The 23,972-nt window shown below is 73.4% G+C and carries 23 protein-coding genes; 18 read left to right on the top strand and 5 right to left on the bottom strand.

What is annotated here, in order from left to right; all coding sequences use genetic code 11:
• The first annotated feature begins 159 nt into the window (after positions 1-159).
• Both J5Y05_RS08745 and J5Y05_RS08740 read left to right on the top strand, forming a co-directional pair.
• Positions 160-918 (top strand): HEAT repeat domain-containing protein, encoded by a 759-nt coding sequence (locus tag J5Y05_RS08745; protein ID WP_210870009.1) that lies wholly within the window; start codon positions 160-162, stop codon positions 916-918.
• A 3-nt stretch (positions 919-921) separates the two neighbouring features.
• Positions 922-1,929: a HEAT repeat domain-containing protein gene (locus J5Y05_RS08740; RefSeq protein ID WP_210870007.1), complete on the top strand. Its 1,008-nt coding sequence runs from the start codon at positions 922-924 to the stop codon at positions 1,927-1,929.
• A 204-nt stretch (positions 1,930-2,133) separates the two neighbouring features.
• Here the strand turns inward: J5Y05_RS08740 and tgmC are convergent, their stop codons facing one another.
• Genes tgmC through tgmA form a run of 3 tightly spaced genes read right to left on the bottom strand, consistent with a single transcriptional unit; the run spans position 2,134 to position 4,474 of the window.
• Complete coding sequence (gene tgmC / locus J5Y05_RS08735) at positions 2,134-3,249, bottom strand: ATP-grasp peptide maturase system methyltransferase (protein ID WP_307853786.1); 1,116 nt, start codon at positions 3,247-3,249, stop codon at positions 2,134-2,136.
• Positions 3,246-4,184, bottom strand: a complete 939-nt coding sequence (gene tgmB, locus J5Y05_RS08730; protein ID WP_307853785.1) for an ATP-grasp ribosomal peptide maturase — start codon at positions 4,182-4,184, stop codon at positions 3,246-3,248. The genes tgmC and tgmB overlap by 4 nt, the downstream gene beginning before the upstream one ends.
• Positions 4,185-4,210: 26 nt before the next feature.
• A complete protein-coding gene (gene tgmA, locus J5Y05_RS08725) occupies positions 4,211-4,474 on the bottom strand; it encodes a putative ATP-grasp-modified RiPP (RefSeq protein ID WP_247614417.1) in 264 nt (87 codons plus the stop codon).
• A gap of 276 nt (positions 4,475-4,750) precedes the next feature.
• On the opposite strand from tgmA, the gene J5Y05_RS08720 reads away from it, so the two are divergent.
• Positions 4,751-5,971, top strand: a complete 1,221-nt coding sequence (locus J5Y05_RS08720; protein ID WP_210870003.1) for a helix-turn-helix transcriptional regulator — start codon at positions 4,751-4,753, stop codon at positions 5,969-5,971.
• A 157-nt stretch (positions 5,972-6,128) separates the two neighbouring features.
• Positions 6,129-6,563, top strand: a complete 435-nt coding sequence (locus tag J5Y05_RS08715) for a VOC family protein (protein WP_210870001.1) — start codon at positions 6,129-6,131, stop codon at positions 6,561-6,563.
• Positions 6,564-6,610: 47 nt separating this feature from the next.
• On the opposite strand, the gene J5Y05_RS08710 is transcribed toward J5Y05_RS08715, so the two are convergent.
• Positions 6,611-7,150 (bottom strand): putative immunity protein, encoded by a 540-nt coding sequence (locus J5Y05_RS08710; protein ID WP_210869999.1) that lies wholly within the window; start codon positions 7,148-7,150, stop codon positions 6,611-6,613.
• A gap of 331 nt (positions 7,151-7,481) precedes the next feature.
• Here J5Y05_RS08710 and J5Y05_RS08705 point away from each other — a divergent pair, with 331 nt between their 5' ends.
• Positions 7,482-8,735 (top strand): MFS transporter, encoded by a 1,254-nt coding sequence (locus tag J5Y05_RS08705; protein ID WP_247614416.1) that lies wholly within the window; start codon positions 7,482-7,484, stop codon positions 8,733-8,735.
• Positions 8,736-8,762: 27 nt separating this feature from the next.
• Here the strand turns inward: J5Y05_RS08705 and J5Y05_RS08700 are convergent, their stop codons facing one another.
• Positions 8,763-9,494 carry a TetR/AcrR family transcriptional regulator gene (locus tag J5Y05_RS08700; protein ID WP_210869995.1) on the bottom strand — a complete coding sequence of 244 codons (732 nt, stop codon included), beginning with the start codon at positions 9,492-9,494 and terminating at the stop codon, positions 8,763-8,765.
• A 175-nt stretch (positions 9,495-9,669) separates the two neighbouring features.
• Between J5Y05_RS08700 and J5Y05_RS08695 the strand changes: the two genes are divergently transcribed.
• The 13 genes from J5Y05_RS08695 to J5Y05_RS08635 all read left to right on the top strand — a co-directional run bounded on the left by J5Y05_RS08695 (position 9,670) and on the right by J5Y05_RS08635 (position 23,898).
• Positions 9,670-11,145, top strand: a complete 1,476-nt coding sequence (locus J5Y05_RS08695) for an MFS transporter (protein WP_210869993.1) — start codon at positions 9,670-9,672, stop codon at positions 11,143-11,145.
• 362 nt (positions 11,146-11,507) lie between these two features.
• On the top strand, positions 11,508-12,365 hold the full coding sequence (locus J5Y05_RS08690; protein WP_210869991.1) for a hypothetical protein: 858 nt from the start codon (positions 11,508-11,510) through the stop codon (positions 12,363-12,365).
• A 38-nt stretch (positions 12,366-12,403) separates the two neighbouring features.
• Entirely contained in the window at positions 12,404-13,282 is an 879-nt protein-coding gene (locus tag J5Y05_RS08685) for a diiron oxygenase (RefSeq protein ID WP_210869989.1), read from the top strand.
• A complete protein-coding gene (locus J5Y05_RS08680; RefSeq protein WP_210869987.1) occupies positions 13,279-13,524 on the top strand; it encodes an acyl carrier protein in 246 nt (81 codons plus the stop codon). The genes J5Y05_RS08685 and J5Y05_RS08680 overlap by 4 nt, the downstream gene beginning before the upstream one ends.
• Entirely contained in the window at positions 13,521-14,345 is an 825-nt protein-coding gene (locus J5Y05_RS08675; protein ID WP_210869985.1) for a class-II aminoacyl-tRNA synthetase family protein, read from the top strand. Before J5Y05_RS08680 ends, J5Y05_RS08675 begins: the two co-directional genes overlap by 4 nt.
• Positions 14,345-15,349 carry a nitronate monooxygenase gene (locus tag J5Y05_RS08670; protein ID WP_210869983.1) on the top strand — a complete coding sequence of 335 codons (1,005 nt, stop codon included), beginning with the start codon at positions 14,345-14,347 and terminating at the stop codon, positions 15,347-15,349. Before J5Y05_RS08675 ends, J5Y05_RS08670 begins: the two co-directional genes overlap by 1 nt.
• Positions 15,336-16,202: an alpha/beta fold hydrolase gene (locus J5Y05_RS08665; protein WP_210869982.1), complete on the top strand. Its 867-nt coding sequence runs from the start codon at positions 15,336-15,338 to the stop codon at positions 16,200-16,202. Before J5Y05_RS08670 ends, J5Y05_RS08665 begins: the two co-directional genes overlap by 14 nt.
• Positions 16,195-16,449, top strand: coding sequence for an acyl carrier protein (locus J5Y05_RS08660; RefSeq protein ID WP_210869980.1), 255 nt, complete (start codon positions 16,195-16,197; stop codon positions 16,447-16,449). The genes J5Y05_RS08665 and J5Y05_RS08660 overlap by 8 nt, the downstream gene beginning before the upstream one ends.
• A gap of 10 nt (positions 16,450-16,459) precedes the next feature.
• Positions 16,460-17,077: a 4'-phosphopantetheinyl transferase superfamily protein gene (locus J5Y05_RS32445; protein WP_210869978.1), complete on the top strand. Its 618-nt coding sequence runs from the start codon at positions 16,460-16,462 to the stop codon at positions 17,075-17,077.
• A complete protein-coding gene (locus tag J5Y05_RS08650; protein ID WP_210869976.1) occupies positions 17,074-17,391 on the top strand; it encodes an acyl carrier protein in 318 nt (105 codons plus the stop codon). The genes J5Y05_RS32445 and J5Y05_RS08650 overlap by 4 nt, the downstream gene beginning before the upstream one ends.
• Positions 17,388-20,177 carry an aminotransferase class III-fold pyridoxal phosphate-dependent enzyme gene (locus J5Y05_RS08645; RefSeq protein WP_210869974.1) on the top strand — a complete coding sequence of 930 codons (2,790 nt, stop codon included), beginning with the start codon at positions 17,388-17,390 and terminating at the stop codon, positions 20,175-20,177. The genes J5Y05_RS08650 and J5Y05_RS08645 overlap by 4 nt, the downstream gene beginning before the upstream one ends.
• Positions 20,174-21,880, top strand: a complete 1,707-nt coding sequence (locus J5Y05_RS08640; protein WP_210869972.1) for a fatty acyl-AMP ligase — start codon at positions 20,174-20,176, stop codon at positions 21,878-21,880. The genes J5Y05_RS08645 and J5Y05_RS08640 overlap by 4 nt, the downstream gene beginning before the upstream one ends.
• Positions 21,881-22,080: 200 nt before the next feature.
• Positions 22,081-23,898, top strand: coding sequence for a fatty acyl-AMP ligase (locus J5Y05_RS08635; protein ID WP_210869970.1), 1,818 nt, complete (start codon positions 22,081-22,083; stop codon positions 23,896-23,898).
• The last annotated feature ends 74 nt before the right edge of the window (positions 23,899-23,972 follow it).

The raw sequence follows: 23,972 nt of genomic DNA, 5'->3' as shown, positions 1-23,972 counted from the left end.
CACGGGGGGCGCGGCGGGCGCGGGCGCGGCACGGACGCGGCGGGCGCGGACGCGGCGGACACCGGCACGGCGGGCCACGGACGGCCGGGGCGGCCGGGGCGGCCGGCTTGACCTTGACACGGTGACAAGCCCTTCACTGTGGCCGAGGAGGTGGTCCCCATGACCGAGACGGCACAGGACGCGCACACGAGGCGGGCGCTGCGGGGGCTGGAGCACGACGACCCGTCGGTCCGGCTCCGGGTGGCGCTGGCGATCGGCTCGGCCCCGGACCCGTCGTTCGTCGGCCCGCTGGTCGAGCGGTGCGCGGTGGAACCCGATTTCTCCGTACGCGAGATGCTGACCTGGGCGCTCACCCGCCACGCGGCGTCGGCGACGGTCCCGGCGCTGCTCGACGCGGTCCGCTCGGAGCGGGCGCGGGCCAGGAGTCAGGCGCTGCACACCCTGTCCAAGATCGGGGACCGGCGGGCGTGGCCCGCGCTCACCCCGGCGCTGCTCGCCGACGCCGACGACGAGGTGGCCCGTAGCGCCTGGCGGGCGGCGGTGGTGCTCGTGCCCGAGGGCGGGCAGCGGGAGCTGGCCGTAGGGTTGGCGACGCAGCTCGGGCGCGGTGCGGAGGAGACGCGGCTGAGCCTCAGCCGGGCGCTGATCGCGCTCGGGGAGGCGGTGCTGCCGGTGCTGGAGGCCGCGGCGGGCGATCCCGACCCGGAGGTGCGCGCGCACGCGATCGCCACGGAGCGGCTGTGGCGTGACCCGGACGCCGGATTCGCGTACGCGGTCGAGGAGGCGAAGCGCGTCGTGGCCCTCGGCGGTGCGGGTGGGAGCGGCGGCTCGGGCGAGCGGGTCGGGCCCGGCGGGGCGAGCGCGTCCGGCGGGACGGCGTACGGTCCGGCAGTGGCGGCCGGCGGGGAGGAGCGGTAGGCGGTGCTGATCGGTGAGGTGGCCCGGCGGTCCGGGGTGAGCGCGCGGATGCTGCGGCACTACGAATCGCTCGGCCTGGTGCGGCCGACGGGCCGTACGGCCTCGGGTTACCGCACCTACTCCGGCGAGGACATCCGGCGCGTCTTCCACATCGAGAGCCTGCGGACGCTGGGGCTGTCGCTCGGTGACGTCCGGCGGGCGCTCGACGACCCGGAGTTCGCCCCGGCGGAGTTGGTCGGCGACCTCATCCGCCGTACGCGGGAGCGGCTCGCGGCGGAGACGGAACTGCTCACGCGGCTCCGCCGCATCGGCGCCGCGGAACCCGCCGACTGGGACGAGGTCCTGCGGACCGTCGCCCTCCTCCAGGCGCTGCGTTCGCGGAGCCCGGGGGCGCGGCAGCGGGCCGCCCTGTCGGCCGTGGAGGACGTTCCCGTACCGGTGGAGGCCCTGGTCGAGGCCGTGCTGAAGGAGGCGGACCCGCATGTCGCCGGCGCCCTGCGCTGGGCTCTGGCCCAGTCGGGAGCCGAGGGGGCGGCGCTGCTGGCGGAGGGCCTCGGCTCCCCCGCGCCCGAGACGCGCAGGCGGGCCGTCCAGGCCCTCGCGGAACTGCCGTACGGTGCGGCGACCGACGTGCTGCGGGAGGCGCTCGCCCACCCGGACGCGGTGGTCCGGGCGTACGCGGCGCCGGCCCTCGGCGCCCGGGGCGTGGCCGACGCGATCCCGGTACTCGTCGGCCTGGCCGTCGAGGAGGGCAACGACGTCGACGCGGCCGACGCGCTGGGCACGCTGGCGGCCGATCCCGAGCTGGCGGAGCGGATCGCCACCGGCCTCGTCGGACACCTCGCCGACGGCACGCTCGGCCCCTCCGCACGCCGTCGGCTGGCACAGGCGCTCGCGGAGATCCCCGGGGAGACGGCGTCACGCGCCCTCGTCGGCCTCTCCGCCGACGAGGACCGCGGCGTAGCGGTGACGGCGACCTACGTCCTCACCCTGCGCGACACAAAACACTGACCCGTCCCCCGAAGGACACGGCCGACGTCACCGTGGCCCGAGCTGAGGGCCGGTTTCCGAACAGGTGCCTTGGCACAGGGGCGGGAGCGACCGCCGGAGTGCATCATCGTCAAGAGCCAGTTGCTGCCCCACACCGTCACGGAGACCGCACGGGGGCATATCGCCGTACGCAGGCGCACCGGGCACTGGCCCGAACTGCCGGGCTCAGTCCCATTCGATCCGCTGGCCCTCGGCGCTGACAGCCATCCGCAGTCGCTCGCCCGTGGGCTCACCCGCGACGCGCCAGCGGGTGATCGACTCGGCCACCGCGTCCCAGAGACGAACCGGCCCTCCCTGCCGGGCCAGCCAGCGGCCCCCGTCCTCGAACACCGCGGCCCATGACCCGCCGTCCACGTCCACCAACACGTGCTCGGTGCGTCCGTTGCGGGGCATGACGAAGTACTGCGCCGTGGGGGCCGCGAACTGTGCCACGAACCGGGCCGCCCACTGGCCGAGCACATCAGCGCCGACGCCCGCCGGACGGGCCTCGGCCTGATCGAGCGCGGGCAGCATGCCGAGTGGCGGGGGCGTGTGCGGACGGGCGAGCATGAACGACACACCGCCGCCCAGCACCGGACCTGCCGCCGTGCCGTCCTCGGCCACCGTGAGCCGCACCAGCTCGGAAGCGTTCATCCAGCCGCCCACGGTCACCAGGATTTCGCCGCCCGGCCGGGTCTGCGCGATCCACTCGGCCGGAACGGTCCGGACCCCGCACGTGGCGACGATCCGGTCATACGGTGCACCCTTGGCGTGACCGGCGAGCCCGTCACCGGTCACCAGCTCGGGCCGGTACCCGAGTCCGCCCAGCGCCACGGACGCCCGAGCCGACACATCCGCGTCCACCTCGATCGACGTCACCTGATCGTCGCCAAGGGCGTGCGTCAGCAGCGCAGTCGAATAGCCGGTGCCCGTCCCCACCTCCAGCACGGACATGCCGGACCGCACCCGCAGGTCTTCGAGCATCCGGACCACCAGACCGGGCAGCGTCGAGGACGACGTGGGCACCTGCGCCAACCGGCCCTCGACCTGCCGGGGCACCACGCGGCCGGCGAGCTGAGTCACCAACGTGTCGTCCTCGTACACGCGGCCGATCAGCTCGGGCGACCTCTCCAGCGACACGGGCCGGTACCACCCATCGCCGTCGTACTCGAACCAGCCGTCCCGCAAGAACGCCTCACGCGGGACAGCCAGCACCGCCGCTTCCCACGCGGCGGTCAGGATCACCCCCGCTTCCCTGAGCTGTGCGGCCAGCACCGCACGCAGACCCTCGGACTCGTTCACCGGGTCACTCCGTTCTCCAGAAGATCCGCGATGGCGGACGTGATCGGCAGGCCCGCCGCGTGCTCCAGCCACGCCCATTGACCGTTCGGGTTGCACTCCAGGAACCACCATTCACTCCCGGGGGTCACGGCGAAGTCGAACGCCCCGAAGCACAGCCCGAACTCACCGAGGAACCGCAGCAGGGCGGCCCGGACCGGCTCGGGACAGTCCACGGGTTCGTACGCCAGGTTCCGGTACTGACTGCGCCAGTCGATCACCCCGGGCGGGGCAGTGATCAGCGCGCAGAACACCTGCTCCCCGACCACCACGGCGCGCACGTCGCCGGACTTCGGTACCTGCGCCTGAAAGAGATGCGCGCAGTTGCCCACGGCGCCGGTGATCTCTCCGGGCTCGACCGGTGCCGCCCAGATACCGGCGGGCTCGCCGTCCACGTGGTAGGCCCCGGCGTGCAAAGGCTTGTAGATCGTGGGGTGCGCAGCGGCGAACAGCTTTGCTTCGGCCGGGTTGTTGGTGATCAGCGTTGCCGGAACCGGCAGCCCTGACCGGGAGGCCACGAAGAGTTGCGCGGGCTTGTACTCGGCGCGGGCGATGGCCTGCGGGTGGCTCAGGTAGAGACAGCCCGGAAGCGCGCCGAGCACGCCGTTGAGCCCCCGGCGGTTCTCCTGAGCGGCGAACCGGTCGGCCTGGTACTCGCTTTGCGGCGTGTACGGGTTCGGCCGCCGATGGTAGAGCGCGCGGATGCGCGAGAGATCGGCAACCCGCTTGCCGACGGTGAGGCGCCCCGACCAGCCGTCAGCCGTCACCGACGCGGCCAGCGTCGCGCGGGTCGGGAAGTCTCGTCCGGGGTCGAACCGGAGGACGGGCACCCGGCGCCGGTTCAGCTCCGCTATGACCAGATCGGCGGTCGGGTCCTCGGCTTCGGTGGAGACCAGCACTGGGCGTCCGTTCACGCTGTGCTCCCCTAGTCCTGCGTCGCGTCGTGGCCGGAGTCGCCGTCGACCTTGCCGTCCTTGCCGACCTGGGTGGGCGGGTAGGTACCCACGGACGTCCCGTGCTTACCCAGCTCGGCGGGGACCATGGTGCCGTCCTCGCCGAACCACAGACCGGTCTGCGTCGCGGGGTCCAGTCCCGCGTACTGCCACTGCGACGGCTCGCCGTTGCGCAGCGGCGCCATGCGCCCCATGCCCCACGGGACAACGGGGACGAGTTCGGTAGCGGTGCTCAACGTTCCTCCTACGTCTCGGTGTTGCTCGGAACAGCGAGGGACCCACCGTGCCTGCCCCGGCTCGTCACCGGTTGGGAACAGCCGATGTGGGGTTGTGCCCCGCCCCGGGCACGGCGGTCGACAGTGCGCGAGGCGTTGAGTGAGGCACCAGTTCAGAGCCAAAGCTCCCGCTTGGACAGAGCAGGGATGACGCACTCCTGCGGCATCCCTGTCTCACAGTCTCCGCATCGTCTGCCCTGACCTGCTAGAACGGTGGCCAGAGACAGGGAGGCGTGAGTGGCAGCTCGGCGCAGGGCTTTTATTGAAAGGCGAAAGGCCCTTGGGTTCACCCAGGATTCCTTGGCTCAGAGCGTGGGCGTGGATCGCTCCACCGTGGCGCGATGGGAAAGCGGAAAAGTAGCCCCACAGGATTGGCAGCGCCCCACGCTCGCCAAAGTTCTGCGGGTCACGCTGGCCGAGCTTGATGCCATTCTGTACGGTGTCGGGAATCCAGAGAATCCACGGGACGCAAGAAATCCTGCTGTCGCCTCAGGCTACGACGATGAAATCGAAGCATTGGAGCTTGCACGCAGGGTATCGGCCAGCGATGTGGGAAAAGAAACACTTGAACGCCTTGAGCTGACATTCCATGACCTTGCCGTCAAATACCCGACAGTTGCCCCGCAAGGACTGTTGGGGCAGGTGCGGAAATATTCGGCGTACGTGACCAGCCTGATGGGCGCAAGAAAAACCCTCGCCGAGCACCGGCAGTTGCTGGTTACAGGTGGGTGGTTTTCGCTACTGGGCGCCACTCTGCACATTGATCTGAATCAGCAGGATGCCGCAACGGCAAGGCTGCGGACGGCAATGACTCTAGCGCAGCACGCCGGACATTCGGAAATTCAAGCATGGTGCTTTGAAACTGACGCTTGGCGGGTACTGACGGGCGGTCACTATTCTCAGGCTGCGGAACTCAGCGCGGCGGCCCAACAGTTGGCTCCTGCCGGAAGTTCGGTCGAGATTCAAGCCCTTGCCCAGCAGGGCCGAGCGTTCGCGCGGATTGGACACTCGACTGAAACGTATTCGGCAATAGATCGAGTGCAATCTCTTTCCTCTGCCATCGGAACACCGAACCAGCCGGAACATCACTTTCAGTACGACCCGGCGAAAGCCATTGCATATGCCGCAACCACCCTGGCATGGCTCGGTGATCCAGCGGCCGAAACTTACGCGAGAGAGGTTATCTCGCGGCTTGAGCCGTCGAGTGATCTGACCAAGTGGCCGCGCCGGGTAGCGTCCGCAAATATTGATCTCGCACTCTCTCTGGCGACGACCAATCGCCTTGACGAAGCGTGCTACGCAGCACAGCGCGCCATACTTTCAGGTCGAGTTGCGCCATCGAATCACTGGCGCGCCCTGGAAGTGGTAAATGCTGTGGAAATCGGGGAGATTTCTGAAGCACGCGACCTTCGGGAAGCATATGAAGAAATGCGACTCCAGATAGAGCCTGCCGATTGATGCGCTCTCGTGCGAGAGATCGGCCGCCGGCAGTCATGCGTCTCCAGACGGCCCGGCCGTCCCGAACCCCTGAAGGGGTCTTGTGCCGGGGCCGTCCTCCGGGCTGATGGCCTGAAAAGGGGCGGGAGAGGTGGGGTTCTCTTGCTAGGGTGCGCCGATGTCATCGATCAGGCAGGTGCAGATCACCTTCGACTGTGCGGAACCCGAGCGGGTCGCCCGCTTCTGGTGCGAGGTGCTGGGGTACGTCGTCCCGCCGCCGCCGGAAGGGTTCGCCACGTGGGCCGAGTTCGAGCGCTCGTTGCCGCCCGAGCGGTGGGGCGCGTCGTTCGCGTGCGGTGATCCCTCGGGCGTGGGTCCTCGGCTGTACTTCCAGCGTGTGCCGGAGGGCAAGGTCGTCAAGAACCGGCTGCATCTCGACGTGCGGGTCGGCACGGGGCTCGTGGGGGACGAGCGCCTCGCCGCCCTCAAGGCCGAGTGCGAACGGCTGCTCGCGCTCGGCGCGGTCTGCGTGCGCGTGATGGAGGCCGACGAGGAGAACGAGTCGTGCATCGTGATGCAAGACGTCGAGGGCAACGAGTTCTGCCTGGACTGACCGGACGTCCGGGAGGCGTGGCCCGTTCGGGCCCCGGAGTGCGGCGCCTACCCGGGCGTGCGCAGGGCGGTGTCCAGGGTGCGCGTCAGTTCGCCGACGCGTCCGCCGCCGTCAGGTGCTCGCGGAAAGCGTCCGAGGACGTCGACGACGGCCGGTGTGGCGCGTCGTAGCGCCCGTTCCAGATGGCCGGCAGCCACGCTCCGGTCGTCGCCGGCGGCGAGTTCGGCGGCTCTGGCGGCATGGGCAGCGGCTCCGAGGATGTGCTTGACCTGCGTGGGCTTCGCCAGCGGGTGCAGGTAGGCGGCGGCTGCCGCGGACATCGCCGCCCAGGCCGCCTCCCGGCCGGCCGCCGTGTCCGTCGCCCTGGCCGCCTTGAGGGCCGCCGCCGCCGTGTCGCGCAGCGGCTTCCCTCGCTTGCCGCCCCGGGCGAACTCCCAGGCGGCGGCGATGGCTTCACGGGGCCGTGTGTCGTCGGGCCGGTCGGCCTCGAACGTCCGGAGCGCCGTCTCGGCGCATGCCGCCGCGAAGGCGGTCACCGCACGGAGGTCCCGCGTGCTGAGCACGACCTCGTTCGTTTCCGCTGTCATGGTTCCATCATCGGGGTCGGGGCGTCGGCTCCGGGACGCGCAGGTCGCCGGCGGTGTTCCGGCCTGCCCGATGGCTACAAACGGTGTCCCGGAAACGCGATTGCGGCAGGGATGGGCACACCGTACAGTCCATCGAGGCATGTAAGCCTTACCTAAGTGATTGTCCCGGGGGCCCGTTTCCACTCCACCGCGTCCGCCTGTGCGCCGGGGCGGACGAGCCGGCGCCTCCCGCGTCCGGAACCGTGGAGTCCATCCGTTGTCCCCCCTCCAGAAGCCCGCGAAGGCCGCAGAACCCCCGAAGCCCAGGGCGTCGGCGAGGCTCGCCGCGGTCTTGCCCGACCTCTCGCCCTGGCGGTCCTCCCGCGACTTCCGGCTCCTGTGGGGGCAGGGGCTGATCACGTACTTCGGCAGCGTCATGGCGCTGATCGCGCTCCCGCTCCAGATCAAGGAACTGACCGGATCGCCCCTCGCCGTGGGCGCGATGGGCGCCGTCGAACTGGTGCCGCTGGTCGTGTTCGGGCTCTACGGCGGCGCGCTCGCCGACGCCGTGGACCGTCGCAAGGTGATCGCGCTGACCGAGGCGGGGCTCGGGCTGCTGGCCGTCGTCCTGCTGGTGAACGCGATGCTGCCGCAGCCGTTGCTGTGGCCGCTGTATGTGGTGGCGGGGTGCGTGGCCGGCCTCGCGGGGCTCCAACGGCCCGCGCTGGACTCGCTGCTGGTCCGGATCGTCCCGCACGACCAGCTCGCCGCCGCCGCCGCGCTGAACGCCCTGCGCTGGCAGGCCGGCGCCATCCTCGGGCCTGCCGCGGCCGGACTGGTCGTCGCCTACGGGGGCAACGTCCCCGCGTACGGGACCACCGTGGTCTGTTTCGTCGTCTCGGTGGCGATGTGCCTCCGGCTCGCCCCCGCGCCGCCCGCCGAGAACGCCGGGCGACCGTCCCTGCGGGGTATCGCCGAGGGGGCCGCCTACGCCTGGTCGCGGCCGGTGCTGCTGGGCACGTACGCCGTGGACCTCGCGGCGATGTTCTTCGCCTTCCCGAACACGATCTTCCCGTTCCTCGCCCACGAGCTGGACGCCGAGTGGTCGCTCGGCCTGATGTACGCCGCCGGGTCGGTCGGTTCGCTGCTGGTGAGCCTGACCAGCGGCTGGGTGTCCCGTACCCGGCGCCACGGGCTGCTGGTCGTCTTCGGCGCGGCGGTGTGGGGGCTGGCCATCGCGGCGGCCGGCTGGACGGGGAACGTCTGGCTGGTGCTGGTCTGCCTGGGCGTGGCCGGCGCGGGGGACATGCTGAGCGGGCTGGGCCGTTCGACGATCTGGAACCAGACCATCCCCGAGGAACTGCGCGGCCGGCTGGCCGGCATCGAGGTCCTCTCCTACAGCGTCGGCCCGCAGCTCGGGCAGGTGCGGGCGGGGGCGATGGCCGGCTGGACCGGGGTCCGTCCGGCCATCTGGACCGGCGGTCTCGCCTGTGTCGCCTCGGTGGGCCTCCTCGCCGTCGCGCTGCCCAGGCTGCTCACCTACGACGCCCGCACCGACGAGGACGCCGTCCGCCGCGCCGCCGGCAGCGCCCCGGCCCAGGCGTAGGGAACCGGCGCAGGACCCCCGCCCGCGTCACCGCGCGGCACCGCCCCGCCCGGTCGGCCCGGTCGGCCCGGTCGGTGGCGTCGGCCCCGTCGCCGGCAGCAGCCCCGCGACCAGCGCGTGGAGACCCTCCAGGTAGGTGTCCCGGGCGGAGAGGGTGACCCACCGGTCGCCGATCCGGGCCAGGCTCGGCACCCGGGCGGCGTCGAGGCGGTCGAAGGCGGTCGCGCGGTCGGGGGCGGGGGCCTGGCCCGCGCGGCGGTGGACGGTGTGGGCGCGGACCAGGATCTCGCCGACCGTGTAGTACCAGATGCTGCGGAAGACCATGACGGCCCGTTCGGTCGCGCAGCCGGAGCGGGTGGCCCCGTCGACGACGGCCTCGACCATCCACAGCGCGGACTCGTCGAGGAGGCCGACGAACCCGTCGACGGTGAGGGTCTCGGCGGCCCACGGCCAGGCGGTGAGGGCGTCGTGCATCGCGGTGGCGGCGGCGATGACGCGCTCGCGCGGGTCCTCGGGCAGGGCGGGGCGTTCGAGCTGGTCGATGTAGTGGTTGAGCAGGAGGATCAGCAGGTCCTCCTTGTTCTCGATGTGGTGGTACAGGGTCGTCGCGCCGATGCCCAGTTCGGCGGCGAGGCGGCGGATGGTCAGCTTCTCCCAGCCGTCCCGGTCGATGAGCCGCCGGGCCGCCGTCAGGATCTGCGTGCGCGAGGTCACCGGGGGCCGGCCGGTGCGGCCTCGCGGTGTGGACGATCGGGGCATTGATCCATCATGCCGCCCCGCCTTGCCCGCGGTGCGGGCGGCCGGGGAAGTCCGCCGCGCGGGTCACCGTGCGATACGCGCGGATCGCGGAACCGGGTTCACAGCGCGGGGCGGTCGATGCTACTTTCGGAACACGTTCCTAAAGATGCTGCGACTAGTTCCCGAGGTGGAGCGCATGGCACGGAAAGAGGCGGAGAAGGCCACGTCGGCGGGGGCGGTGGCCGGGCCGGGGCTCACCCTCGCCGCGGTGGCCGTCGTGCAGTTCATGGTGTCGCTGGACCTCTCGGTGGTGAACGTGGGCCTGCCCGAGATCGCCGACGGCCTCGGCTTCGGCGCGGCGGGCCTGACCTGGGTGATCCACGCCTACGCGCTCACCTTCGGCGGGCTGCTCCTGCTGGGCGGCAAGGCCGCCGACCGGTACGGCCGCAAGCGGGTCCTGCTGTGCGGGCTCGGCCTGTTCGGGCTCGCCTCGCTGCTCGGCGGTTTCGCCCAGGCGCCCGGCCAGCTCGTCGCCGCGCGGGCCGCGCAGGGCATCGGCGCGGCGGCCCTGGCGCCGGCCGCGCTGGCCCTGCTGACCGCGACGTTCCCCTCGGGCAAGCCGCGGGTCCGGGCCTTCGGGGTGTGGAGCGCGATGAACGCCGCGGGCGGCGCCTTCGGGGTCCTCGCCGGGGGCCTGCTCACCGAGTACGCGGGCTGGCGCTGGGTGATGTTCGTGAACGTGCCGATGGCCGCGGTGGCGCTGGCGCTGGTCCTGCGCGGGGTCCCCGGCGACCGGGCGACCGTGCGCGGCGGGCGGCCCGACGTGCTCGGCGCCGTCCTGGCGACGGCGGGGCTGACGCTGCTGGTCTTCGGCGTGGTCCGCACCGACCGGTACGCGTGGACCTCGCCGGTCACCCTGACGACGCTGGCGCTCGCCGTGGTGCTGCTGGCCGCATTCGTCCATGCCGAGCGCACCACGACCCGCGAACCGCTGGTGCGGCTCGGCCTGTTCGCCAACCGGGCGGTGGCCGCCGCCAACGGCTACAACCTGCTGCTGGGCGCGGCGATGGCCTCGGCCTTCTACTTCATGTCCCTGTACCTCCAGCGGGTGCTGGGCAACGGGGCGGCGATGACGGGGCTGATGTTCCTGCCGTTCGCCCTCGGTGTGGTGGCCGGCTCGGTGATCGCCATCAAGCTCGGCTACCGCGTGGCGCCCCGTACGCTCCTGGTCGGCGGCGGGCTGCTCACGGCGGCCGGGTTCGCCTGGTTCGGACTGATCAGCCCGGACGGGTCGTTCGCCGTCGACGCCCTCGGCCCCTCGCTCGTGGCCAGCGTGGGCTTCGGCCTCTGCCTCGGGCCGGTCGTCTCCACGGCGACGGCGGGGGTAGCGCCCGAGGAGACCGGCACCGCGTCGGGACTGCTCAACAGTTCCCGGCAGATCGGCGCCTCGCTGGGGCTCGCCGCGCTGGGCACCGCGGCCGAGCACCGCACCGGGGACACCGTCACGCCGGCCTCGCTCAACGACGGGTACGCGCTGGGCCTCGATCTGAGCGCCCTCCTGCTGGTCGCCGCCACCGTCATCGCGCTGACCGTGCTGCGGCGGGGCGGCACGCCCGGCGGGGAGGCGGCGGAGCCGCCCGCGCAGGCCCGCCCCGAGACGGCCACCCGATGAGCGGGGCCGGCCCGGCCGTCCACCGCGCCCCTCCGCCACGTCCGTAACACGCCGGAATACGCCGGAAAACGGCCGGGCGGTGTCCCGGACAATACGCCGGACAACACGTCGTCATTTCACATGGGCCACCGTGCATTCTGCACGGTGGCCCATGTGAAGTGAATCTGTCACCCTTTCACCGCTGCCTGCTACCGTTCTCAGCGCCGACCGGAATCCGGCCGGCATATTGATGTACGGGGAGGTAGGACGTGCCGCACCACGTCACCGCGACATCGGTGCCCTGGGAGAAAGTCGCGAATTCCATCGAATTCATTCCCGCCGCTTATTCGCGCAGGACCCATCCGGAATCCACGGCGCGGGAAATGCTGGGGTGCGCCTCGGCGGAGCTGGACGTTCTGGTGGACGCGGGCCTGCCGTTCGAGGAGCGCGCCGGGGTGCGCCACTTCGACCCGAACGACCTCTACAACCTCGGCATGTACTCGGGGCGGACGACGACCCAGCCGGAGCTGGCGTTCCGGATGCTGTTCCGCTTCACCCGCCGGCCGGTGGAGGAGCTGCTGCGCCGCAAGTCCTGGAGCTTTCGCCTCCGGCTGGAGTGCCCGGAGTGCGCCGGACCGGCGCCGTGGCACGTGGCGGAACCGGACGTCGCCCGGTTCGGCGGCGGCCTCGCCGACGTGACGGCACCGGCGGCGGGCGCGGGCCGGGCCGCGTACGCGGCGACGGTCACCACGACCGGCGCCCGCACCCCGCTGGTCTCCCCCGCGCTGCGCGCTCTCGTCGCCGACTACCTCGGCGCCGGGCACCGCTGGCAGATGCTCCCCGTCGCGATGCAGGCCGACTTCCGGCTGGTGCACGCCCTCGGTGCCACCAGTTGCGTCGCGGCGAGCCTCCTGCTGGCCGACCGCTTCCGCGGCGCGGGCTTCGAGGCCGAGGCCCGGCGGGGCTGGTTCTGCGGGGTGCTCGGCGGGGCGCTCGACCTTCCGCACGCCTGCGTCGAGGTCCTGGACGAGGACGGCGTGCTCAAGAGCATCGACATCGCCAAGGCACAGCTCGCCGCACGGCTCTCGGCGGACACCGAGGAATTCCGGGAACTGTGCCTCGGCTCGATCCACAACAAGGCGATCCCCTCCACCGCGTCCGCGAATGCGCCCCTGGCCCGGCACGCCTGCGGTTCCCGTGTGCCGGTGGAAGTGCGCTCGGACATTCGCGCGGTGCGCTGAATCCGACAGTCGGCCATCGCCGGGACATTGGAGTGAAAATGGCGGTACGCGAGGTCGAGCCGATCGTTCTCGACCTGAACAGGCTGGAGAATCTGGCCGAGTCCGGCTATTACAACCCCTATACGATGTTCGACTGGCCCGACGCCATCGACCCCGGGCAGCCGTGGATGAGCGAGAGCCTCACCACGCTCGCCGGCACCCCCATGTGGGACGGGCTCACCCGCGCGCAGCAGCTCGCGCTGACCCGGTTCGAGGCGATCAACTTCTTCAGCCTCAACATCCACGGCATCCGCGAGCTGATGAGCGAAGTCGTGATGCGCATCCACGAGCGCCCCTACGCCGACGTCTCCGAGTTCCTGCACCACTTCATCGGCGAGGAGAACGAGCACATGTGGTTCTTCGCCCAGTTCTGCCTGCGGTACGGCGGCAAGCTGTACCCGACGCAGCCCTCGCTGACGGCGGACTCGGTCGACCACCTCTCCCCCGTCGCCCGCGAGCTGGTCGTGTTCGCGCGCATCCTGATCTTCGAGGAGATCGTCGACCACTACAACGCCCACATGGCGACCGACCGGACGCTGCCGGAGATCGCCCGTGAGATCAACCGGGTGCACCACCAGGACGAGAGCCGGCACGTCGCCTTCGGCCGGATGATCTTCACCAACCTGCTCGGACAGGTGGCCCGGCGCGACCCCGACGAGGTGCCCGTGGTCGCCGAGTACCTGGAGAAGTACCTCCAGTACAGCATCGCCACCCTCTACAACCCCGCGGCCTACCGCGACGCGGGCATCCCGGACCCGCTGGCGCTGCGCCGCCGCGCCCTGGAGCACCCGGCGCGGGTGGCGGCCCACGACGAGGTCCTCAAACGGACGAGGAAGTTCCTTTCCCGGTCCGGCGTCGGCAGGGAACTCCTGCCATGACGCATCCGATGCAGACCGTCCGTGAGTTCATCCTCGGACGCAACCCCGGGCTCGCGGAGGTATCCGACGACCTGGACCTGATCGACAGCCGGGCCATCAACTCGCTGGCCTTCGTCGAGTTCCTCTTCCTGCTGGAGGAACTGACCGGCGAGCCCATCGACCCGGAGGACGTGGCCGTGGACGACTTCCGCACCGTCACGGCGATCGAGGCCCGGTTCTTCGACCGGAAGGCGGCGCGATGACCACGGCGACCGACAACGGCCTGCGTGTCCTGGACGGTGCCCAACTGCGGCTGCTGCGCGCCGTCGACGCGGTGTTCCTGCGCCTCGCCGCCGACTGGGACGCGCCGGAGTTCCGGTACCCGTTCCTGATGCGGTGCCAGGACCTGGACCGGTTCGACTTCTACGACAACTTCCCCCACCTGGGTCTCACCGCCACCCGGCTGGAGCCGGAGCGCGTCGCCCCGCTGCTCGCCGGGGCGTCCCGCCCGCTGGAGCGGGTCCCGGCCGAGGTGATGGAGCCGGCCGCGTTCGCCCTGCCCTCGGCGGCGTGCTACCCGCTCTACGCGGACCTGGCCGGTGCCCGGCTGGACGCCACGACGACCCGCACCACCGTCGGCACCTGCTTCCGCAACGAGGACCGCTTCGACGGCCTCCAGCGGCTGCTCGGCTTCTCCATGCGGGAGATCGTGTGCGTCGGCTCCGAGGAGGACGCCAAGGGCCACCTGCTGCGGGCCAAGGAGGCCGTGGTCACCCTCTGTTCCGCGCTCGGCCTCGACGTCCGACCGGAGGTCGCCACCGACCCCTTCTTCGACCCGAACGGCGGCAAGGCGCGGATGCAGCGGCTCTTCCCGGTGAAGGAGGAGTTCGTGGTGGGCGGACTGGCGATCGGCTCGGTCAACTACCACCGGAACTTCTTCGGCGAGCGGTGCGACATCCGGGCGGGCGGCGCGACGGCGCACACCAGTTGTCTGGCCTTCGGGCTGGAGCGCTGGGTGCACACGCTGACCGAGCGGTTCGGCGGCGTGGAGGCGGCGACCGCCGCCGTCGAGGGAGTGGGCTGATGCGCCGCGCCCTGACGGACGTGCTCGGCGCGCGGGTCGCCCTGCTCCAGTCGGGCATGGGCGGGGTCGCGGGCGCCGAACTGGCCCGCGCGGTCTCCGAGGCCGGCGCGGTCGGCTGCGCCGGCGGCTACAAGCTGACCGGTGACGCGCTCAGCGCGCTGCTCGCCCGCCTCACCGCCGGCACCGGCCGGCCGGTCGGGGTGAACCTGATCCCCGAGGTGGTCGGCCCGGACGGGCTGGTCCGGCAGGTCCGGCAGGTGCTCGACGAGACACCGGACCGGGTGCACCTGTCGTTCTTCGGCCCGCCCCCGGACGCCGTGCTGGAGCGGGTCGGCGCGCTGGGCCGGGCCGCGGTGGTCCAGGTGGGGACCGTGGCGGACGGGGTGCGCGCGGCCGGACTGGGTGCCGTGGTGGTGGCCCAGGGGATCGAGGCCGGGGGCCACCTGCTCGGCACCGAGCGGCGCGACGACCTGGTCGCGGCGCTGCGGGAGCGGCTGCCCGGCGCCCCTCTCGTCGCCGCGGGCGGCATCGGCTCGCCCGCCGAGGCCGCTCGGGCCGTGGCCCGCGGCGCCGACGGCGTCCTGCTGGGCACCGCCTTCGTCGTCGCGCACGAATCGCGGGCGCACGCCCGGTTCAAGGCGGCCGTCGGTGCCGCCGCCGCGAGCGACACGGTGATCACCGACGTGTACGCGATCGGGTGGCCGGGCCGGCGGCACCGCGTGCTGGCGACGGCCGCGACCGCCGAACCGGGCCGGGCCGCCACGTTCATCGGCCGCACGGTGGTGGAGGGACGGCCGTATCTGGTGCCGCGGTTCAGCGCCGCCGTGCCGACGGACGCCACCACGGGCCGGATCGAGGAGATGGCCATGTACTGCGGACTGTCCTGCGGGGCCGTCTCCCGCGAGGCCGCCGCGGCCGAGGTCGTGGCCGCCTTCGCGGGGGTGCTGCCGCGGGCCGGGACCGTGAACGACGACACAGGGGGTAGGAACCATGCCAGCCGATGACGAACAACCGGGGACGGATCTGTCGTACCACGAGGACACGCCCCGTATCCGCACCAGGGACGGCGTCGGGCTGTACCACGAGTCCCGTGGCACGGGCACCGCGCTCGTCTTCCTCAACAACTTCTTCCTGACCAGCCCGTTCTGGCGGGAGTACACGGAGGAACTGGCCGGGCACCACCGGGTGGTGACGTACGACCTGTGCAACCACGGGGCCTCCTCGCGGCACGACCGGGAACCGACGTGGGAGGAGCACGCGGCCGACGTCGTCGGACTGCTGGACGGCCTCGGGATCGAGTCGGCCCACCTGATCGGCACCTCGGCCTCCACACAGCTCGCCCGGGACGTGGCCCTCGCCCACCCGGACCGGGTCAGGGGACTGGTGCTGGCGGGACCGGTGTTCGGCCTGACCGGGATGCGCCGGCACCGGCAGCTCAACCGGTCCTGGCTGGTGACGCTGAAGAGCGAGGGCATCGCCGCGCTGTACAACCAGATCTACCCCGAGGTGATCTCCGGGCGGATGAACGAGGACGGCGGCACCCCGGGCTTCCTCGGGCTGCGCGAGAGCTTCATGGCGATGAACACGCTCGACCAGCTCGTCAACGGACTGACCCTCGCCCAACAGGGCGACCCGGACCCCGCGTTGCTCGGCCGGGTGACGGCGCCGACGCTGATCGCGCTCGGCGACGACGACATCCTGCTCAGCCCGGGACGCGGTCACGACCTGGCCGCGCTCTTCCCGGACGCCCGCTGCCAGATCATGCCGAACGCCGGTCACGTGCCCTACCTCGACGACCCCGAGGGGTTCCAGGGGCTCGTCCGCAAGTTCGTGGAGGAGACGGAGTCCCGTGTCTGATCCGGTGAGCGCGGTCCGGCAGCGCATCCGCGGACTCCTCGTCGACCTGTTCGGAGCGGAGCACCCCGTCCACGCCGCACCGGACGAGGGGTCGCTGCGGGCCGCCGGGGTCTCCTCCACGGGACTGGTCAGGCTGCTGGTCGCCATGGAGGACACGTTCTCCTTCGAGTGGGACGACGAGGTCCGGCCGGAGGTGCTGCGGTCGATCGACTCGCTGGCGGGCCACGTCGTGGCCGTGCGCGGCTGAGGGACGGCCGGTGGACCTCCGGCCGGACCGGGCGGCGGCGCCGGGCACCGCGGCCGTACGGGCGGTGATACGGGTCCGGGCGGTGCCGTGGCCGCACGGTCCGGCCGAGCAGTCCGCGGCCGGGCGGGCGGCGGCGGCCGAGGCGCTGGCGGCGGCGGGGTCCACCGAGCGGACCGTGCCCCGCGGCCCCGGCGGCCGGCCCCGGTTCCCGCCGGGGTTCCCCGGCTCCATCTCCCACACCGGGCGGCTGGCGGTGGCGGTGGTGGTGCCGGGGGCCGAGGCGGTCGGGATCGACGTGGAGGACGCGGTCGTGACCGCGCGCACGGCCCGGTTCGTGCTCGGCGAACGGGAGCGGCGCACGCTGCTCGCCCCGGCCGGACCGTACCCGCCGCGCGAGCTGTTCGCCGCCAAGGAGGCGGCGTTCAAGGCCCTGAGCGGCACGGGAGACACGCCGGACGGCCTCCCGTTCTGGCGGATCGGGCTCAACCGGTCCGGCGGCCGGCTGACGGCCCGGTACGGCGGCCGGTCGGTGCCGGTGTGGACCCGCTCGCGGACGGACCACTCACTCGCCCTGGCGATCCGGCGCCGACCTGCACACCTCGCCTTGATTGGGGATGGCAAGCCATGACTCACGACGTCTTCGCGGTCGTCGACGAACTGTTCCGCACCCGACTGCACGTGCCCCGACCGGACCCCGACACCCCGCTGCTGGACTACGGCCTGGACTCGGTCCGGTCGCTCGACCTGATCGTGGAGCTGGAGCACCGGTTCGACGTACGGATCTCGGACGAGCAGGCCGCGGCGATGCTCACCCTGCGGGACGTGGCGGCCCAGGTCTCGGCGTCGCTGGCGGCGCGCGAGGGGGACGGGAACCGACGCGAGGGGGACGCGGAGCCGACGGGGCACCCGGCGCACGCCGAGCGCGCGGAGCGTGCCGGATGAGCGGCCCCGCCGACTTCGCGCGCCACACCCGGCCCGAACTGGCCCGGCTCTTCCGGGCGTTGCGCCTGGACGTCACCTATCTGACCGGGCGGGGCGACCACCTCACGCCGGAGCGGTCCGAGGGGTCCGGCGAGCCCGGCGAACCCGTGCTGGACCTGGTCGGCGGCGCCGGTTCCTCCCTGTTCGGCCACCACCACCCCGAGCTGGTCGAGGTGGCCCGGCGCTGCCTGGCGGACGGCGTCCCGTTCAACGCCCAGGGCAGCGTCCGCCCCGGCGCGGCCGTGCTGGCGCGGCGGCTGTCGGACCTCGTCGGCGCCACCACCGGCGCGCGCTATGTGGTGACCCTCGGCAGCACGGGCGCCGACGCGGTGGAGGCGGCGGTCAAGCACGCGGCGGTCGAGCACCGCAGGCGGCTCGCCGCGGCACAGGAGGAGACGGAGCTGACCCTGCGCCGGGTGCGCCGGGACGGGCTCGCCGCCGCCCCCTGCGCGAGCGGCCCGGCGGCCGGCCGGCCCTGCGCCGAGGTGCTGGCCGGGGCCGTGGAGCGGATCGCCGTCCTGCGGCGGCGGGACCCGCTGTACGTCTCGCTGCGGAACGCCTTCCACGGCAAGACGGCCGCCGCCGGCACCCTCACGCACGGCGGCAACGTCCCCCACGACCTGCGCGTGCCCGGCCCCCGGCACCACCGGCTGCACGACTGGGCGCCCGGGGCCGTGGTGGGCGCGCTGGACGCGGAGCGCGTCCCGGTCCCCTCGGTCGTCCTCGGGCGCGACGGGGTCCCGCACTCCGCCGAGCGGTACCTCTCCCCGGTCGCCGCCTGCTTCGCGGAGCCGGTGCAGGGCGAGTCCGGGGTGCGCGAGGTGCCGGCCGCGACGCTGGCCGCGCTGCGGGAGCTGGCCGACCGGCACGGGGCGGCGCTCGTCTTCGACGAGATCCAGTGCGGCATGGGACGTACGGGACCCTTCCTCGCCTCCGAGGCGTCCGGGGTGCGGGCCGACTACTACCTGTTCTCCAAGTCGCTGGGCGGCGGACTGGCCAAGGTGTCGGCGCTGCTGGTCGCGGAGGACCGGTACGTACCGGAGTTCGGCCGGCACCACACCTCGACCTTCGCCGACGACGACTTCTCCGCGCGCGTCGCGACGGCCGCGCTCGGCCTCTCCGTCGCCTACCGGGACCGGATCACCGCCGCGGGGGCGCTGCTGCGCGACCGGCTGGCTAGGGTGGCCGCCCGGTGGCCGGAGGCCGTCGCCGAGGTCCGGGGGCGCGGGCTGCTCCTCGGGGTCGAGTTCCGCCTGCCGGCCCCCGCATCCGGGCTGCTGCGCGAGGTGTTCGACTCCGAGTCGCTCGGCTACCTGATCGCCGGGCGGATGCTGCACACCCACCGGATCAGGGTGCTGCCGACCCTCTCGGCGCCGACCACCGTGCGCGTCCAGCCGTCGGCGCTGATCGGGGCGGACGACATCGAGCGGGTCGGCGCCGCGTTCGACGAGGTCGCCGGGGTCCTGGCGAACGGGGAGTACGCGACCCTGCTGGAGCACCTGACGGTGCCGCCGGCGCAGCCGTGGCAGCCGCCCCGGCACGTCCCGCGCCCCCGCGGCGACCGGCCCGCCCCGGCGGGCGCGGGGCGTCCGGACCCGGGCCGCCCGGACATCGGCCGCCGGGACCCCTGCCCCCGAGGCCCCGGCCGCCCGGACGGCGTACCGCGGGTGGCGTTCCTCGCCAACCTGGACGTGCCGGGCACCCTGGGGGCGATGGCGCCGGAGCTGGCGTCCTGGTCAAAGGCGCGGTGCACGGCCGCCCTCGACCGCATCCAGGGGGAGCTGGACCCGTTCGAGGTGGTCCGGCACCACGTCCGCTCCGAGGCGGGCGGGAGCGTCGAGGTGATCATGGTGGCGGTCCCCTTCACCGCCGCGCAGGCCAACGCGGCGCTGCGGGCGGGCCACGGCCCCTGGCTCCGGCGGACCGTGCTGGACGCGGTGGAACTGGCCGTCGGCCTCGGCGCCGGCGTCGTCGGGCTCGGCGGGCACACCTCGATCGTCACCAACGCCGCGCGGGACGTGGTCGAGAGCGACGTCCGGGTCACCTCGGGCAACTCGCTGACCGGCGCCTGCGCCCACGACCTGCTCCGCCTCACGCTGGCGGAGTCGGGGGCCGGGGAGCGGCGGGTCGGCCTCGTCGGCGGCATCGGCAACATCGGCTCGGTGATGGCGGAACTCATCGCCCCGCACTGCGCCTCGCTGGTGCTGGTCGGCCGGCCCGGATCGGCGCGGCGGCTCGCCGCGCTCGCCGAGCGCGTCGGCGCGACGACCGAGGTCGAGGTCGCGGAGGACCTGGCGGCGCTGCGGGACTGCTCCGTCGTGGTCGGCGCCACCAACTCCGCCGAACCCGTCGTCCTCCCCGGCCACCTGGCCGCCGACCGCAAGGTGCTGGTGTGCGACCTCGCCGTCCCCGGCGACGTCCACCCGGCGGTCGCCGCCCTGCCGCACGTCACCCTGGTCTCGGGCGGGCGCATCCAGCTCCCCGGGCCGCAGACCCCGCACTTCCCCGGCATCACCCTGCCGCCGGGGGTCCTCTACTCGTGCCTGGCCGAGACCATCCTGCTCGGCTTCGAGCCCGGCACGCCGAGCCCGTCGTACGGCGGGCTGAGCACGACGGGCGTGCTGGCCGCCCGGGACCTGGCCGTCCGGCACGGGTTCCACCCCGCCCGCATCGTCTCCGACGACGTCTCGGTACGCCCGTGGTTCGTCGACCGGCTCGGCAGCTCCATCGAGGAGAGCATCGGATGACCGCCATCGCCACCCCCTTCCCGACCGTCTGGCACGCGCTGCTCGCGGAGGCCGAGCGCGACCCGGCCGGCTCCCGGCTGACCCTGCTCCCCGAACCGGACGTCGCGGAGGAGGTGGGGTACGCCGCCCTCGTCGAGAACGCCGCCCGGTGCGCGGCGGCCCTCGCCGAGCACGGGGTCGGCCACGGCGACCGGGTGCTGCTCTGCCTGCCCACGGGCGCGGAGTTCCTCACCGCCTTCTTCGGCACGCAGGTGCTCGGCGCCGCGCCGACGGCGATCGCCCTGCCACTGCGGCTGGGCGGCACGGCCGGGTTCGAGGGCCGGCTCAAGGACCTCCTCGGCTATCTGCGCCCGGCGGCGGTCGTCACCACCGCGGCGGTCATCGCGGCCCTGCCCCGGCTCACCGACGTCCCCCTGGTCGACGGGGCCGTCCTCCAGGCGCGGGCCACGGCGGCCGACGCTCCGCGCCACCCCCTGCGCCGGCCCGACGGGGCGGAGACGGCGCTGATCCAGTGCACCTCGGGATCGACGGGGCGGCCCAAGGGCGTCGTCGTCTCGCACGCCAACCTGGCCGCCAACTGCGCGCAGCTCACCGGCGCGGTCGGCTGGACCCGCGCGGACACCACCGTGAGCTGGGCCCCGCTCTACCACGACATGGGGCTGATCACCGGCGTGCTCTGCCCGGTCTTCGTCGGCGGGAACACGGTGCTGATGCCGCCGACCCGGTTCCTGCGGGCGCCCGCCGAGTGGCTGCGCCACCTCAGCGCGTACCGGGGGGCGGTCGCCGCCGCACCCAACTTCGCGTACGGGTACGTCACTTCGCGGGTGCGGGACGAGGAGCTGGACGGCGTCGACCTGTCGTGCTGGCGGATGGCCTTCTGCGGCGCGGAACCGATCCAGCCGGCCACCGTGCGGCGCTTCGTGGACCGCTTCACCCGCTGGGGGCTGCCCGCCCACGCGTTCACCCCCGGGTACGGCATGGCGGAGGCGACGCTCGTGCTCACCACGAAACGGCTGGGCACCCCGTTCACCTACGACTCCATCGACCGGCAGGCCGCCGTCACCGGGGCGCGGGCGGTCGACGTCGCCCCCGAGAGCCCGCGGGCCGTGCAGGTCGTCGACTGCGGTGAGCCGGTGGCCGGCACGGAGATCCGGATCGTGGACGACGCCGGCACACCCCTGGAAGAGGACCGGATCGGTCACATCCAGTTCCGTGGGCCCTCGCGCACGGCCGGGTACTTCGCCCTCCCGGAGGAGTCCGCGGCCTCGGTGGCCGCGCCGGACTGGTGGAAGACCGGGGACGTCGGCTACCTGCGCGACGGCGGTCTGCGGATCACCAGCCGGGCCAGGGACCTCGTCATCATCCGGGGCGCCAACCACTTCCCCTCCGACTTCGAGCAGGCCGCCGAGACCGTGCCCGGGGTGCGGCTGGGCGCGGTGGTCGCGGTCGGCCACCGGCCCGAGGGCGCCGACTCCGAGGAACTGCACCTGATCGTCGAGACGGAACTCGGCCCGGAGCACCACCCGGAGCTGCGCCGGGCCGTGGCGGGCGCGGTCGGCTCGCGCACCGGCGTCTCCCCCGCCGCGGTGCACCTCGTGCCCCGGCGCGGCATCCCCAAGACGACCAGCGGCAAGCTCCAGCGGGCCAGGGCGCGCGAGCTGTTCGTGGTCCGCCCGGGGCTCGCCGGGTCCGACGGGGCGTGACACGGGCCGGAGCCTTCCCGGGCCCCGGCCGCGCGCGTCACGGCCCGGTGCGGCCCGCCCGTACCGGGACCGCCCCCAGGACCGACCCCCAACCACCGACCCCCTCATGCACCGACCCCTCATCCACCGGCCCCGCCGCGGCCGTCCGGCCCGGCGGGGCGCATCGCGCCGTGCCTGCGGCGGGAAGGAGAACCAGGGCCATGGCCGCATTACCGGACGCCGCCAGTGCCGCCGCGGTGCTGCGCGAGCACGCCCGTACGGTGCCCGGACGCACCGCGGTGATCTACGTGGACGACGTGGAGCGCGCCGACGGGGCGACCCGGTGGACGTACGCCCGCCTGGACGCCGAGGCCCGGCGGATCGGCGCCTGGCTGCGGGCCCGCTACCCGGCCGGGACCCGGGTGCTGCTGCTCTACCCGACCGGGCTCGACGTCGTCGCCGCCTACGCGGGCTGCCTGTACGCCGCCATGGTGGCCGTCCCGGCACCGCTGCCCGGCCGGTACCGGCACGAGCGGGAGCGGGTCACCGCCATCGCGCAAAACGCCTCCGCCTCCGTGATCCTCACCGACACCGGGAGCGGGGCCGCCGTCACGGCGTGGGCCGGGGAGGAGGGACTCGCCGGAACGCGGGTGCGTGCGACGGACGGTGACGGTACGCCCGCCGAGGAGACGTGGGTGCCGGACGGGTCTCCCGGGCCGGATCACCGGACCGTCGCCATGCTCCAGTACACCTCCGGCACGACCGGCCGGCCCAAGGGGGTCGTCCTGCGCCACGGCCATCTCCTGCACAACGTCGAGGGCCAGCGCCGGGCCTTCGGGCTGAGCGAGCGCTCGCGCACCGGCGGCTGGATACCGCACTACCACGACATGGGGCTCCTCGGTCAGCTCCTGCCCGCGCTGCTCCTCGGCGGCACCTGCGTCCTCATGCGCCCCGGCGCCTTCCTCCAACGCCCGCACCACTGGCTGCGGTTGATCGACACGTACGACATCCACTGGTCCGCCGCCCCGAACTTCGCCTACGAGCTGTGCTGCGCCCGCATCGGCGACGGCCAGGTCGCCGGCCTGGACCTGTCCCGGTGGCGGATCGCCTCCAACGGTTCGGAGCGGGTCGACATCGCCACGATGGACGCCTTCGCGAAGCGCTTCGCCGCCGCGGGCCTGCGCGACGACGCGCTGTGCCCCTCCTACGGCATGGCGGAGGCCACCGTCTTCGTCTCCGGGGCGCCCCGGCGCCGGCCGGTGGTGACGACGGTCGACGCCGCCGGGCTCGGGCTCCACCGGTTCACGCCGAGCGCGTCCGGCATCGCCCTGGTGAGCTGCGGGACGCCGCGCGAGTACGACGTCCTGATCGCCGACCCGCACACCGGCGAGGAGGTGGGCCCCGGCGGCGTCGGCGAGATCCTGCTGCGCGGGCCGAGCCTCGCCCGGGAGTACTGGGCCGACGCTCCGGCGAGCGAACGGGCCTTCCTGCCGGGCGGTTTCCTGCGCACCGGGGACCTCGGCGCGCTGCACGAGGGCGAGTTGTACGTCACCGGGCGGCTGAGCGAGGTGCTGACGGTGGGGGGACGGCACCTGTATCCGCAGGACGTCGAGCAGCGGGTGCGGGCCCGGCACCCCGAACTGGCGGGGGTGGGCGCGGTGTTCACCGTGCCCTGCTCCGGGCGCGACGCCGACCCCGACCCCGACCCGGGCTCCGGCTCGGGCTCGGGCCCCGGCTCCGGTTCCGGCGGAGGCGCCCTCGTGGTGACGCACGAGGTCCGCGGGCGGCCCGCCGAGGACGCGTTGCGACGGCTGGCCGCCGCGATCGGGGAGACCGTGCTGGACGCGTTCGGGGTGCGTCCCGCCGCCGTCGGGCTGCTGCGGCGCGGCGGCGTCCGGCGCACCACGAGCGGGAAGATCCAGCGCGGGGAGATGCGCCGGCTGTTCCTGGACGGCGCGCTGGACCCGCTCCACACCGGCCGCGGAGCGGACCCGGCCGCCGTACCTGGCCCCGGCCCGGACCCCGCGCGACGGGAGTGACCGGCCGGTGCGCGGCGGGAGCGGGCCGCCGAGGCCCGGCCCGTGCCCCGGCCGGCCCGCCCGCCGGTTCCGAC

Origin of the sequence: Streptomyces tagetis (assembly GCF_018069565.1) — a bacterium.
GTDB lineage: Bacteria > Actinomycetota > Actinomycetes > Streptomycetales > Streptomycetaceae > Streptomyces > Streptomyces tagetis.
This window is presented reverse-complemented; position numbering and strand designations above follow the sequence as displayed.

Bases quoted from the DNA above. Each gene is read 5' to 3' on its own strand.
- J5Y05_RS08715 (WP_210870001.1), top strand. From the start codon at position 6,129: ATGTCATCGATCAGGCAGGTGCAGATCACCTTCGACTGTGCGGAACCC.
- J5Y05_RS08635 (WP_210869970.1), top strand. From the start codon at position 22,081: ATGGCCGCATTACCGGACGCCGCCAGTGCCGCCGCGGTGCTGCGCGAG.
- J5Y05_RS08650 (WP_210869976.1), top strand. From the start codon at position 17,074: ATGACTCACGACGTCTTCGCGGTCGTCGACGAACTGTTCCGCACCCGA.
- J5Y05_RS08685 (WP_210869989.1), top strand. From the start codon at position 12,404: ATGGCGGTACGCGAGGTCGAGCCGATCGTTCTCGACCTGAACAGGCTG.
- J5Y05_RS08645 (WP_210869974.1), top strand. From the start codon at position 17,388: ATGAGCGGCCCCGCCGACTTCGCGCGCCACACCCGGCCCGAACTGGCC.
- J5Y05_RS08690 (WP_210869991.1), top strand. From the start codon at position 11,508: ATGCTGGGGTGCGCCTCGGCGGAGCTGGACGTTCTGGTGGACGCGGGC.
- J5Y05_RS08745 (WP_210870009.1), top strand. From the start codon at position 160: ATGACCGAGACGGCACAGGACGCGCACACGAGGCGGGCGCTGCGGGGG.
- J5Y05_RS08680 (WP_210869987.1), top strand. From the start codon at position 13,279: ATGACGCATCCGATGCAGACCGTCCGTGAGTTCATCCTCGGACGCAAC.
- J5Y05_RS08675 (WP_210869985.1), top strand. From the start codon at position 13,521: ATGACCACGGCGACCGACAACGGCCTGCGTGTCCTGGACGGTGCCCAA.
- J5Y05_RS08640 (WP_210869972.1), top strand. From the start codon at position 20,174: ATGACCGCCATCGCCACCCCCTTCCCGACCGTCTGGCACGCGCTGCTC.
- J5Y05_RS08670 (WP_210869983.1), top strand. From the start codon at position 14,345: ATGCGCCGCGCCCTGACGGACGTGCTCGGCGCGCGGGTCGCCCTGCTC.
- J5Y05_RS08700 (WP_210869995.1), bottom strand. From the start codon at position 9,494: ATGCCCCGATCGTCCACACCGCGAGGCCGCACCGGCCGGCCCCCGGTG.
- J5Y05_RS08710 (WP_210869999.1), bottom strand. From the start codon at position 7,150: ATGACAGCGGAAACGAACGAGGTCGTGCTCAGCACGCGGGACCTCCGT.
- J5Y05_RS08665 (WP_210869982.1), top strand. From the start codon at position 15,336: ATGCCAGCCGATGACGAACAACCGGGGACGGATCTGTCGTACCACGAG.
- J5Y05_RS08695 (WP_210869993.1), top strand. From the start codon at position 9,670: ATGGCACGGAAAGAGGCGGAGAAGGCCACGTCGGCGGGGGCGGTGGCC.